The 12131-nt window shown below is 68.2% G+C and carries 14 protein-coding genes; 5 read left to right on the forward strand and 9 right to left on the reverse strand.

The window, feature by feature from the left end; genetic code table 11:
- Positions 1-61 precede the first annotated feature (61 nt).
- Both LGM71_RS14515 and LGM71_RS14520 read right to left on the reverse strand, forming a co-directional pair.
- Complete coding sequence (locus LGM71_RS14515) at positions 62-589, reverse strand: YMGG-like glycine zipper-containing protein (RefSeq protein WP_226115221.1); 528 nt, start codon at positions 587-589, stop codon at positions 62-64.
- A 13-nt stretch (positions 590-602) separates the two neighbouring features.
- Complete coding sequence (locus LGM71_RS14520; protein WP_124901707.1) at positions 603-926, reverse strand: hypothetical protein; 324 nt, start codon at positions 924-926, stop codon at positions 603-605.
- A 491-nt stretch (positions 927-1417) separates the two neighbouring features.
- Between LGM71_RS14520 and LGM71_RS14525 the strand changes: the two genes are divergently transcribed.
- From LGM71_RS14525 to LGM71_RS14535, 3 genes are read left to right on the forward strand one after another with little or no spacing between them, the layout of a single operon-like run.
- Positions 1418-2839 (forward strand): cytochrome ubiquinol oxidase subunit I, encoded by a 1422-nt coding sequence (locus LGM71_RS14525; RefSeq protein WP_124624418.1) that lies wholly within the window; start codon positions 1418-1420, stop codon positions 2837-2839.
- Positions 2840-2868: 29 nt separating this feature from the next.
- The gene (cydB, locus tag LGM71_RS14530; RefSeq protein WP_059598951.1) at positions 2869-3876 is read left to right on the forward strand and encodes a cytochrome d ubiquinol oxidase subunit II; all 1008 of its coding nucleotides are present in this window, start codon (positions 2869-2871) and stop codon (positions 3874-3876) included.
- Positions 3848-4027, forward strand: a complete 180-nt coding sequence (locus tag LGM71_RS14535) for a hypothetical protein (protein WP_059598950.1) — start codon at positions 3848-3850, stop codon at positions 4025-4027. Before cydB ends, LGM71_RS14535 begins: the two co-directional genes overlap by 29 nt.
- 103 nt (positions 4028-4130) lie before the next feature.
- Here the strand turns inward: LGM71_RS14535 and LGM71_RS14540 are convergent, their stop codons facing one another.
- From LGM71_RS14540 to LGM71_RS14565, 6 genes are all read right to left on the reverse strand, one after another.
- Entirely contained in the window at positions 4131-4325 is a 195-nt protein-coding gene (locus tag LGM71_RS14540; protein ID WP_044848494.1) for a YqaE/Pmp3 family membrane protein, read from the reverse strand.
- A gap of 63 nt (positions 4326-4388) precedes the next feature.
- A complete protein-coding gene (locus LGM71_RS14545) occupies positions 4389-4859 on the reverse strand; it encodes a TIGR00725 family protein (RefSeq protein ID WP_409360394.1) in 471 nt (156 codons plus the stop codon).
- A 70-nt stretch (positions 4860-4929) separates the two neighbouring features.
- Positions 4930-5760 carry an ABC transporter permease gene (locus LGM71_RS14550; RefSeq protein WP_226115223.1) on the reverse strand — a complete coding sequence of 277 codons (831 nt, stop codon included), beginning with the start codon at positions 5758-5760 and terminating at the stop codon, positions 4930-4932.
- 10 nt (positions 5761-5770) lie between these two features.
- Positions 5771-6859 (reverse strand): extracellular solute-binding protein, encoded by a 1089-nt coding sequence (locus tag LGM71_RS14555; RefSeq protein ID WP_124901711.1) that lies wholly within the window; start codon positions 6857-6859, stop codon positions 5771-5773.
- Positions 6860-6894: 35 nt separating this feature from the next.
- A complete protein-coding gene (locus LGM71_RS14560; protein WP_226115224.1) occupies positions 6895-7926 on the reverse strand; it encodes an ABC transporter ATP-binding protein in 1032 nt (343 codons plus the stop codon).
- Positions 7927-7933: 7 nt separating this feature from the next.
- Complete coding sequence (locus tag LGM71_RS14565) at positions 7934-8785, reverse strand: ABC transporter permease (RefSeq protein ID WP_059598945.1); 852 nt, start codon at positions 8783-8785, stop codon at positions 7934-7936.
- Between the two features lie 162 nt (positions 8786-8947).
- Here LGM71_RS14565 and LGM71_RS14570 point away from each other — a divergent pair, with 162 nt between their 5' ends.
- Complete coding sequence (locus tag LGM71_RS14570; protein WP_124901714.1) at positions 8948-9844, forward strand: LysR substrate-binding domain-containing protein; 897 nt, start codon at positions 8948-8950, stop codon at positions 9842-9844.
- A 79-nt stretch (positions 9845-9923) separates the two neighbouring features.
- Here the strand turns inward: LGM71_RS14570 and LGM71_RS14575 are convergent, their stop codons facing one another.
- On the reverse strand, positions 9924-11600 hold the full coding sequence (locus LGM71_RS14575) for an alkaline phosphatase family protein (protein ID WP_226115225.1): 1677 nt from the start codon (positions 11598-11600) through the stop codon (positions 9924-9926).
- A 289-nt stretch (positions 11601-11889) separates the two neighbouring features.
- On the opposite strand from LGM71_RS14575, the gene LGM71_RS14580 reads away from it, so the two are divergent.
- On the forward strand, positions 11890-12111 hold the full coding sequence (locus tag LGM71_RS14580; RefSeq protein ID WP_059448952.1) for a hypothetical protein: 222 nt from the start codon (positions 11890-11892) through the stop codon (positions 12109-12111).
- Positions 12112-12131: the final 20 nt, after the last annotated feature.

The raw sequence follows: 12131 nt of genomic DNA on the forward strand, positions 1-12131 counted from the left end.
ACCGGCACGAAGCGACGCGCCCCGCGCCGGGGCGGGGCGGCCGGCATTCGGGGCGGCATCGTCAATAACGCGGCGGCGGCGGCTGAACACCCGGCGGCGGCATCGGCGGCGCCGCGCGCTGCGCGCCTCCGACATATCCGCCGCTCATCCCTCCCGGCACCGGCACGCGGTTGCCGGTTGCGTACATGCATTGCAGATACGCGTAGTCGTAGCGGCGCTGGACGTCGTAGGCCGAGCCCTGCGCGGCGCCCGCGCCCACGACGCTACCCGCGAGCAGCCCGGCACCCGCGCCGACGGCCGCGCCGGAGCCGCCGTTGAACGCGGCACCCGCGGCCGCGCCGAGCGCGGTGCCGACGGCCGCGCTGCCGACCGCGCTCGCGGTCGACGCCTGCCCGGCGCTCACGCCGCCCGATTGCTGGAACGCGTACTGGCGGCAGTTCGCATCGTCGACGCGGAACTGGTCGAACGACTTGCCGGTGCCCGGCAGCGACATCACGCTGGGCCCGGTCGGCATGTACGCGCACGCGCCGAGCAGGCCGGCCAGCGCCAGCACGGCCGGCACACGCAGCGATCGAATCATGGGGTTCATCGTCGGGCCTCCCTCATTGCGGCCGCGCCGGCACCGATCGCCAGCCCGACTTGCAGGTCTTCACATACGGGTAGTAATGCTTCGACGCGTCGCAGTAGTACCAGACGTCCGCGCCGCCTTGCTGCGGCTGGTCCTTCTCGACGTACTCCGGCGGCGGACCGGGATCGACGGGCACCACGACGACGGGCGGCGGGTAGTAGTACGGCGCCGGAACGACCGGGTAGTAATACGGGTAACCGGGGCCGACGTACACGCCGACCCGGGCGGCATGCGCGACGCCGCCCGTCGCGACGGCCACCGCGGCGACCGCGCCCAGCGCGAGCTTCAATCCATTCACGTCACGTTCTCCGGCAGGACGGTTCGTCGATACGAACCGGACATATCGAACGCTACGCCGTGCGCGATTCGCCAGCCATTACAGGCGCGGGTGCCAATGTTGCGCGACGTTACCCATGTAACCGGCCCCGTCAGCCAGGGCCCGCCAGCGGGACTGCACGCGTTACGCGTCAACGCGCCGAAACGGACTGGCCGCAAGCGGCGGCGCCACGCAGCACGCCGGTTCGCAACGCGCCGTTCCGATGACGCGACGCGCCATATTGACGCATGTGCGACAGACCGCCACGTCACGATCGCGCACGTGACGACCGGTGTTGTTGATACGAATCAACGATTTATCCCGAAAACGCGCGCGGCGGACTGGACATCTGCGACGAGTTGGCGCATTTCGCGGCGCAATATCGCGGCACATACTCCAGCCAACCCCGCTGCCCCGTCGGCCGGGGTCCGCCGGCACCCGCCGGCGGGTATCGTCAGCCTCGGTCAACTGGTATGGACACCGCTTTTTCGGCCCTCGATCTGGCCCGCCTGCAATTCGCGTTCACCGTCTCCTTTCACATCGTCTTCCCGGCGCTGAGCATCGGCCTCGCCAGCTTCATCGCCGTGCTCGAATATCGCTGGCTGAAGACCGGCAAGCAGTACTACAAAACCCTCTGCCTGTTCTGGTCGAAGATCTTCGCGGTCGCGTTCGGGATGGGCGTCGTCTCCGGCGTGGTGATGAGCTATCAGTTCGGCACGAACTGGTCGGGCTTCTCGAGCTTCGCTGGCGCCGTCACCGGCCCGCTGCTGATGTACGAGGTGATGACCGCGTTCTTCCTCGAAGCCGGCTTCCTCGGCATCATGCTGTTCGGCTGGAATCGCGTGAGCCCGCGCGCGCACTTCGGCGCGACGCTGATGGTCGCGATCGGCACGCTGATCTCGACGTTCTGGATCCTCGCGTCGAACAGCTGGATGCAGACGCCGCAAGGCTTCGAGATCGTCGACGGCCGCATCGTGCCGACCGACTGGTTCGCGATCATCTTCAACCCGTCGTTCCCGTACCGCCTGTTCCACATGGCGATCGCCGCGTTCATCGTCGCCGCGCTCGTCGTGGCCGCGACGGGCGCCTGGCACCTGCTGAAGGGGCGCCGCGACAAGGGCGTGAAGAAGATGTTCTCGATGGCGCTGTGGCTGCTGCTGGTGCTCGCGCCGCTGCAGGCCGTGATCGGCGACCAGCACGGCATCAACACGCTGAAGCACCAGCCCGCGAAGATCGCCGCGATCGAAGGGCTGTGGGAAACCGAAAAGGGCGGCACTGCGCTCAACCTGTTCGGCATTCCGGACATGCAGGCGGAGACCACCCGCTACGCGGTGAAGGTGCCGCATCTCGGCAGCCTGATCCTCACGCACAGCTGGGACGGCGAGATCCGCGGGCTCAAGGACTTCCCGCCCGAGGACCGCCCGAACTCGACGGTCGTGTTCTGGAGCTTCCGGATCATGGTCGGCCTCGGCTTCGCGATGATCGGCCTCGCCGCGCTCGCGTGGCTGCTGCGCCGCCGCGGCACGCTGTATGAATCGAAGTGGTTCCAGCGCTTCGCGCTCGTGATGGGTCCGACCGGCTTCGTGTCGTTGCTCGCGGGCTGGGTGACGACCGAAGCGGGCCGCCAGCCGTGGGTCGTGTATGGCGTGATGCGCACCGCGCAGGCCGTGTCGCCGCTTTCGGTGCAGCAGGTCAGCCTGTCGATGATGACGTTCGTGATCGTGTACTTCCTCGTGTTCGGCACCGGCGTGTACTACATGCTGAAGCTGATGAAGGCCGGCCCCGCGCTGCCCGACGTCAAGCACGACCCGAAACACGACATGCCCGACACGCGCCCCGATCACACCGCGCGCCGCCCGATGTCGGCCGTCGACGAGCTGATCGAGACCGTCTGAGCCCACCCCATTCGCAAACGAGAAAACCTATGGACGTCACCGTAATCTGGGCCGCGATCATCGCATTGGGGCTCTTCATGTACGTCGTGCTCGACGGCTTCGACCTCGGCATCGGCATCGTCTTCCCGTTCTTCCCGGACGAGAAGGAACGCGACCTGATGATGAACACCGTCGCGCCCGTGTGGGACGGCAACGAGACGTGGCTCGTGCTCGGCGGCGCCGGGCTGTTCGCGGTGTTCCCGGTCGTCTATTCGACGGTGCTGTCGGCGCTATACCTGCCGCTGATCTTCATGCTGGTGTGCCTCATCTTCCGCGGCGTGTCGTTCGAGATCCGCGCGAAGGCGCGGCGCACGAAGCAGCTGTGGGATCTCGCGTTCATCGGCGGCTCGGCCGGCGCGACGCTGTTCCAGGGGATCGCGCTCGGCGCGTTCCTGCAGGGCATCGACGTGAAGGACGGCGTGTACGCCGGCGGCGCGTTCGACTGGCTCACGCCGTTCAGCCTGCTGACGGGCCTCGGCCTGATCGTCACGTATGCGCTGCTCGGCTGCTGCTGGCTCGTCGCGAAGACGGAAGGCGACCTGCAACGGCGCCTGCATCGCGTCGTGTGGCCGCTGACCGTCGTGCTGCTCGGCTTCATCGCGGTCGTCAGCCTGTGGACGCCGCTGCAGGATCCGGCCATCGCGCAGCGCTGGTTCGATTCGGGGCTGTTCTGGCGCCTGCTGCCGGTGCCGTTCCTGGTCGCCGGGTGCGCGGTGTGGATGCGTCGCGCGGTGCGCGACCGGCACGACATGACGCCGTTCGTGCTCGCGCTGGCGCTCGTGCTGCTCGGCTACGTCGGCCTGCTCGTCACGCTGTTCCCGTATGCGATTCCCCAGACGATGACGATCTGGGAAGCGGCGGCACCGCGTTCGAGCCAGACCTTCACGCTGGTCGGCGCAGCGGTTATCCTCCCGATCATCATCGCCTACACGACGATGGGTTACTGGGTATTCCGAGGCAAGGTGCGCCATGAAGACCAGCATTACTACCACCACTGATTCCGCCGCTCGCCAGCCCGACGCGCCGCGGCCACGGATGCGCGGCTGGATGTGGTTCGTCGTGCTGTGGGCGGGCGGCGTGCTCGGCGCCGTCACGCTCGGCTATGCGTTCAAGATCTTCATGAACCTGACGCTGTTCGCGGTGAAGTAAGCTGCGCGGCCGCGTCGATCGAACGACGATCGGAGCGGCCGTTTTCATATCGCCGGCCGATGTTTCCGATTCGCCGGCCTCGCCGGCGCCGCGCGCCTCTCCCCTACCGCCGCTCGCGCAGCGCCGCCTCGATCTTGCGATCGGTCTTGTACTGGCTCAGCGCATACACCGACCAGATCGCGGCCGGCAGCCAGCCGATGATCGTGAGCTGCAGGATCAGGCAGATCACACCGGCGATCGGGCGGCCGATCGTGAAGAACTGGAACCACGGCAGCAAGAGGGCAAGCAGCAGACGCATCGGATTTCCTTTTTCTCATCAATGAGGAACAACGTACGCGGCCAATATGGCGCGTCATGCCCCTCATTTCAAGCCGACCTGCTCCGAACCGGACAGCCATCGCGCAACGCGCGCGACGAGCAGGCCCGCTTCGTCGAAACGCTCGACGCCCGCCACCTGCGGCGCGTCGCAGATGCCGAACACCGGCTTGCCCCATTGCAGCCCCAGCGCGATTTCCGACAGCGTGCCGAGACCGCCACCGACCGCGATCAGGCACACTGATGCGCGCGCGATCAGCGCGTTGCGCGTAATGCCGAGCCCGGTCGGCAGCGCAACGGTCAGATACGGATTCGCGTCCCGCGCATCATCCTCGGGCAGCAGCCCGATCGCGCATCCACCCGCGGCCCGCGCGCCGCGCGCGGCGGCCTCCATCACGCCCTGCTTGCCGCCGCCGACGATCGCGATGCCCGTCGCCGCGATCCCGTGCGCGATCCGCTCGGCGACGGCGAGCTGCGTGTCCGTCGCGTCGCGCGGCCCGATCACGCCGACCGGCATCCGGTGCGGTTGCGCGCCGCGCTGTCGCTGCGCGAGTTGCGCCAGCGCGGCGCGCGTGTCGTCCGACCATTCAATGACGTCGTTGCCGTGCAAGTCCTTCCCCCAGTGCAAGAACGCAGGTGCAAAGCGCCGTCAGCACGATCGACAGCACGGCGGCCTGCGAGAAATCGGTCTGCCCGTCGGACAGCTTCAGATACATCAGCAGCGGCAGGATGTTGACCTGCGTGCCGGCCAGCGCGAGCGCCGTGCCGTACGTGCCGAGCGCGATCGCACCCACGAGGCACCACGCGGCCGCGATCGACGGCCACAGCTCGCGCCACGCGACGTCGAACCACGCGCGCCACGGCCGCGCGCCGAGCGTCAGCGCCGCCTCGAGCGGCCGCCGGTCGAGATTCGCGAGCGCCGGGTAGAGCATCAGCGCGACGCGCGGGATCAGGTAATACGCATAGGCGAACGCGAGCCCCGGCATCGAGTAGATCGCGCCGCCGACCACGGTCGGGTCCGCGCCGAGCGACGCCAGCAGCATCGTCACGAAACCGGCGCGGCCGAACACGAGGATGAAGCCGTACGCGATCACGAGGCCGGAGAAGGCGAGCGGCACGCCGAGCAGCGCGAGCGACCAGCGGCGGCGCGCCGGCGACTGCCCGGCCAGCACGAACGCGACCGGCACGCCAGCGGCGACGGACAGCGTGCCGGCGCCGATCGCGAGCGCCAGCGAACGCACGATCGCGTCGGCGACGAGCGGATCGCCGAACACCGCGGCGAAGGCGCGACCGCCGCCTTCGAATGCGGCGCCGACGAGCGCGGCGAGCGGCAGCGCGAAGCACACCGCGAACAGCGCGGCCGCCGGCACCGCGCCGTAGCGGCGCAGGACGCCATGCCGCATGGACGAAACCCGCATCGCGCGCCCCTTACTTGCCGAGCGTGGCCTGCGACCAGAGCTGGTCGACTTCGGCCTTGTGCGTCGCGGCCTTCGCGACGTCGAGCGGACGCACCTGCGGCGCGTTCGGCAGCTTCGCGGCAACCTCTTGCACGACCGGCGTGCCGGGCACGGCCGGGCGCACGTAGCCCTGCGCGAACAGCGCCTGGCCGACGTCGCTCATCACGAGGTTGAGCCACAATTGCGCGGCGGCCGGATTCGGTCCGTTCTTCACGAGACTCATGGCATACGGCGCCGATACGCTGCCGTCCTGCGGGATCACGACTTCGGCCGCATCGCCCATGCCGTCCGTGTACTTGGCCTTGAGCCCGTCGTTCTCGTAGCCGATCAGGATCGGAATCTCGCCCTTGACGAATTTCGCGTACGGCGTCGTCCCCTCGACGCGCAGCACGTTGCCCGCCTGCTTCAGCTTGCCGAAGAACTCCGCACCAGGCTTCGGGTTGTCGACGCTGCCGCCGTTCGCATAGGCGGCGGCGAACACGGCGACCTGCCCCTGCCCGGTCGAGCGCGGGTCGAGATAGACGACCGCATTGCGATATTCGGGCTTCAGCAGGTCGGACCAGCGCTGCGGCACGTTCTTCACGAGCTTCTTGTTGACGAGCAACGCGATGTTCAGCGAGTGCACCGCGAACCACCGGCCGTCGGCCGCGCGAAACACCGTGGGCAGCTTGTCGAAATTGACCGGCTTGAACGGCGCGACGACGTCCTTGGCCGTCGCATCGAGCGCCGACGCCGCGAAGTAGTACGCCGTGTCGGCCTGCGGGCGGCGTCGCGACTTGTCGAGCGCGACGACCGTGGCCGCCGAGCCGATGTCGTTGTACGTGATCTCGACCTTCGGGTAACGCTTGCGGAATTCGGCGAACAGCGACTTCCAGTTCGCCCATTCCGGGCCCGTGTCGAACGACACGACGAGCCCTTCGTCGGCGGCCTTCTCGTACAGCGCGTCCTCCCCGGGATACAGCGACGCGGCATGGGCCAGCGCCGGCGCGAAGGTCGCGAACGCGCAGAGCGCCAGCAGGCGGCGGCGCGTCGCATGAAGAAAGTGGCGGCGTGCAGACATCGTGATTCTCCGTTGAATGAATAGGTCGCCCGCGCTCACGCGGCGGGCAGCACGAGCAGATGGCGCGGCTCGATCGACACGCAGCGCGCGGGCAGTTCGCGCCCTTCGCCGAGCAGTGCGTCGGTCGCGCCGGCCGGCACGAAGTCGAAGCGCTGTGTCGCGCCGAAGTAGCGCACCTCGCCGATGCGGCCATCGATGCGGTTCGCGACGTCCCCGGGTGGATCGGGTTGCAGGTGTTCCGGCCGGATCAGCACGTCGACCGGGTCGCCCGGCCGGTGCGCCCCCGTCTCCGCGCACAGCGTCGTGAACCGCACGTCGACCGCGCCATGTGCGAGCACACGGCCGCGCAGCAGCGTCGAATGGCCGACGAAACGCGCGACCTGTGCGGTCGCAGGACGCTCGTACAGGTCGCGCGGGGTGCCGGCCTGCAGCATGCGTCCGCCGTCGACGATCGCCACGCGATCGGCCATGCTGAGCGCTTCATCCTGGTCGTGCGTGACGAGCAGCGTCGTCGCGCCGCAGGCGCGCTGCAGCGCGCGGATCTCGTCGCGCAACTGGTGACGAATGCCGGCGTCGAGCGCTGCGAGCGGCTCGTCGAGCAGCAGCAGCTTCGGTTGGATCACGAGCGCGCGGGCCAGCGCGACGCGCTGCTGCTGCCCCCCGGACAGCAGCGCCGTGCTGCGATCGGCCTGCGCGGCGAGGCCGACACGTTCGAGCATCTCGAGCGCGCGGCGGCGGCGCGGCGCCGCGGCCATGCCGCGCATCTTCAGGCCATAGGCGACGTTGTCGACGACCGACAGGTTCGGAAACAGCGCGTAGTGCTGAAACACCATCCCGACCTCGCGCTGCCACACCGGCACGCCGGCCATGTCGCGGCCGCCGATCGCGATGCGGCCGCGGTAGCCGTCGAGCAGGCCGGCGGCGAGGCGCAGCAGCGTCGATTTGCCGGAGCCGCTGCGGCCCATCACGGCGAGCAGCTCGCCCTGGGCCGCGGACAGCGTGACCGCGTCGACGCCTTGACGGGCGCCCGGATACTGGAAGCTGACGTTTTCGAAATCGAGACTCATGACGGTTTCACTTCAGGCGTTGCACGGTGAAGACGGAGGCGAGTGTCGCGAGCACGGCGAGGACGAGCAGCACGACGGTCGCCGCGCAGGCCATCCCGGACGCGCCGTAGAACGCCTGCAGCAGCACGATCGGATAGTTGCGGTAACGGAAGCCCGCGATGAGGTTCGAGATCTGGAATTCGCCGATCGACAGCGCGGCGACCATCACCAGGCCGGAGAACAGGCTGTGCCGCAGGTTCGGCAGCACGATCGTGAAGAACTGGCGCAGCGGCGTCGCGCCGAGCGTGGCCGCGCATGCCTCGAGATGCGCGAGGCCAAGGTGGCGCAAGTCGCTCAGCAGCGTCTGCAGCAGGTACGGCAGCGTCAGCACGGCGTGCGCGGCGATCATCAGCGGCAGCGTGCCGAGCCACGGCAGCGCATCGCCGCTGAAGATCGCGATGTAGCCGAACCCGAGCGTCAGCGCCGGCACCGCGATCGGCATCAGCATCACGATGCGCGCCGCGAAGCCACGGCCGGCCAGTGCGCGGTGATGCAGCGCATAGGCGAGCGGCAACGCCAGCACGGCATTGATCGCGCAGCAGGCGAGCGCGACCACGAGGCTCGTGCCGAATGCGCGGGTAAAGCTGCGATTCGCGGCCAGATCGACGAACCAGTGCGACGTGATGCCGGTCGGCAGCAGCGTGTTCGTCCACGACTGGCCGACCGAGCCGATCAGCAGCAGCACGATCGGCAGCGCGAGATACAGCCCGAACACCGCGACGAACGCCCGCAGCAGCAGGCGTCCCGCCATCGCGCGCGGCCGTTTGTTACGACGAATCGGAATAGCTTCGGCAAGGGCCGGAGCGGATGGCGGATGCATGGCGAATCTCGCTGACGGACACGGAACGGGTCACGCAACGCCCGCCGGGCCGGGCCGGAACGCGTTGTCATGACGGACGCAGTGTGCGGATCCGACATGGCATCGTCATGAAAAAAACGTACAACGCCCGCATCGATCTGTGCGCGCAAGGAATAGTTCGCCGTGAAGCACCTGTTTCCCAACGTCGCGGAGCTGCACGCGTTCGCGAGTTCCGTGAAGTACCTGAACTTCTCGTATGCGGCGCGCGAGCTCGGCCTGACGCCGAGCGCGGTCAGCCGGCAGATCGCGAATCTCGAGACGCTGTTCGGCGTGAAGCTGTTCGTGCGCGAGGGGCGCAATCTCGCGCTCACGCGCGCCGGGCAGCTTTATCACGCGCGCGTGATCGGCCCGCTGCGCGAGATCGGCAACGCATCGATCGAATTGCTGAGCGCGCGCGAGGACAGCGACCTGCTGACGATCGCAAGCGTGCCGACCTTCACGACGAAGTGGCTGGTGCCGCGCCTCGCGCGCTTTCTGGCCGGCGCACCGGAGGTCACGCTGAGTTTTCGCCGCCATCTCGCGCACGGCGACGTGTTTCCGTTCGGACTCGACGCAGCAATACGCTATGGCGACGGCGCATGGGAAGGCGTCCGATGCGATTACCTGGACGGCCGCACCTTCGTGCCGGTCTGTTCCGGCGAATTCGCGGCGCGACATGCGCTGCGCACGCCCGCCGACACGGCCGCCGCGCCGCGGCTCGTGCACGAGCAGGCGGAGATCGCGTGGTCCCTCTGGGCGGAGCGCCACCGCGTCGCCGGGATGAACGCGCTCGCGGGGCCGCGCTTCGAACAGTATTCGGTGCTGATCCAGGCCGCGCAAGCCGGGCTCGGGCTCGCGCTCGTGCCGCGCTTCCTGATCGCCGACACGCTCGCGAGCGGCGCGCTCGTCGAACCGTTCGACGCGCCCGTCGACGTCGACGCGCAGGGGCACTACCTGTGCTACGCGCCGGAGCGCCTGGAGACGAGCGCCGCGTTGCGGCGCTTCAGGGAATGGATGCTCGACGAATGCGCGGACCGATGAGCGCGCCCGACATGGCCGGGCACGCCTGGGCGGCACGGCGGCGCCCGTAGCACGTCGCCGTACCGCCCCTCACGTTGCGTCAGTGGTCGATGCCGAGCCCCGGCAGCACGTGCGTGTTCTCGGCCACGACCGCGTGCAGCAGCTTCGGATCGGCGCCGAGCAGCCCGAGGATCGTCGGCGCGACCTGCTTCGTGCCGACGAGATCGCTCACGATGCGCGCGCGGTGAAGCCCCGGATACGACACGAGCAGGCCGAGGTGGCTGTCGTCCGGCGCATTGCCGCCGTGCTCCTCGTCCTTCTTCGTGCTCGACGTGTAGATCACGCCCGGATTCGGCTGCACGATGATGTCCGGCGTGCGGCCGTTGGCCGGATCGCCGAACCGATCGGCCAGCGCCGCGCCGTACAGGATGTACGCCTGCGAGCCGTCCGCGCAGATCCCGGGCGCGTTGCAGCCGAGGTTCGCCTTCAGCGTCTGCACCACGGCCGCGCGCTGGCCGCGGTCGCGCAGCCAGATCAGGCCGACGTCGTCGGTCTGCACGAAGCCCGTGCCGACCAGGCCCGAGCCGTCGTTCAGGTTGCCCGTCGTCGTGTTGTTCTGGCCGAAGTTGCCGTTCGGGTCGAGATAGTTGTTCGCTTCGAGCAGCTTCGTCAGCGTGTCGCCATTCTTCACGAGCTTGGTGTGATCAGTCGGCGACTGGCCGTGCTTCGCCGTGACGATCACCGCCGTCGACGTGTACAGGTTGCGCTGCTTCAACTCGTTGACGATGCGGCCGATCGAGTTGTCGACGTACGTGATCGCGTTCGCGACCTGGCCGTTCGGCGTGAAGTTCGCGTCGAGATAGCCGCCGCCCTTCGCGACCGGCGCCTTCTGCGCGACGCTGAGCGTCTGGAAGTTGGCGCCGAACAGCGTCGGCACCGGCGCGTTCTTCGTGCCGGTCGAGTCGCGGCCGTCGATCTGGTTGACCAGCGCCTGCACGTGCAGGTTGTCGAAGCGCGCGGTGTGTGAATAGACGTCGGTGTATGCGGTGTTCGTCGCCGGGTCGATCGAGTTGATCTCGGTGCGCATCAGATCGTCGACGCCCGTGCCCGACGGGCCGTTCAGCCAGTCGTAGCCCCACGCGTGCTTGTCGGCCCACGCGGTGTATGCGTTCGGCACGCCGGCCTTGACGGCCTCGAACACCGTGTTGGTCTTCACGTAGTTGTGCGGATAGACGGGCACGCACTGGCCATTGACCTTCGCATGCGGGATCGCCTGCGGGTTGAACGCGCCGCCGCCGTCGAGGTGCACGAGCGCGCCGCCATTGAACGCATCGATGCCGGTCGTCTCGTCGAACACGACGTTCCAGCCCTGGTTGCCCGAGCAGGTCGTGTCGCTCGGCGCATACAGGTTGCGGTCATACGACACGTCGTAGAACAGGCCGGCCGTCTTGGGCGAGCCGCCCGTCACGAGCGCCGCGAGGCCCGGGAACGAATCCGACAGGCCCGGCGTATAGGCGTTCGCGTACGTGACGCCGTTTTGCGCGAGCACCGCAATGTTCGGACACGTGTTCGCGCCGATGCAGCGCGCGAGGTCCTGTTCGTGCAGGCCGTCGACGCTGATCAGCAGCACGTGCTTCACGACACGCCGGCCGCGGCCGGCGTCATTACCCTGACCGTTGCCATCCTGCTGCGCCGCGTAGACACCCGCGCTTGCGAGCGCCAGCGCGCCCGCCATCATCGCCGCCACCTTCCGCTGCTTACCAAGGAAAGACATCATCACCCCACCTCATCGATTGACGTTGAACTGCGTGACCTGCCAACAGGCGAGCAGAATATGGCGGGATCGTGCGGCGGTCCGATGAAGCGGGGCTTTCTGTTTTCTGTCAAACGTAACCAATCGCAAATGACACGACGCCGTCGCAAAGCAAGGCGAGCGGGCGCACGCGGCGCCGTGCGCACCGGGCCGGTGCATCGTGCGCGCCATCGCCCGCCGCGGCATTTTTTTCGCACTTGGCGCATGACTATTGGTGTGTGATAAAGGGTTTTCCCTGACCCGGAGCACGAGTATGTCGACCCTGGAAGCTCTCCGGTTCGTGCTGGACGATGCACGTACCCCCGAAATCATTCGCCACCACGTCGTCGACGCGTTGCAATACGCGCTGCGCAACTACGGACAAGTGTTTACCGCGAAGGAGGTCGAGTGGCTGACGCAGTGGGACGATGCCCGCCTGCCGCTGGCCGCGAGGAAGGAACTGGACAAGCGCGAACCGGCGATCGCCGAGCGCTGAAAGGAAGGCGCGCCGCCGCG

Source organism: Burkholderia sp. AU33545 (genome assembly GCF_020419685.1).
Taxonomy (GTDB): Bacteria; Pseudomonadota; Gammaproteobacteria; order Burkholderiales; family Burkholderiaceae; genus Burkholderia; species Burkholderia diffusa.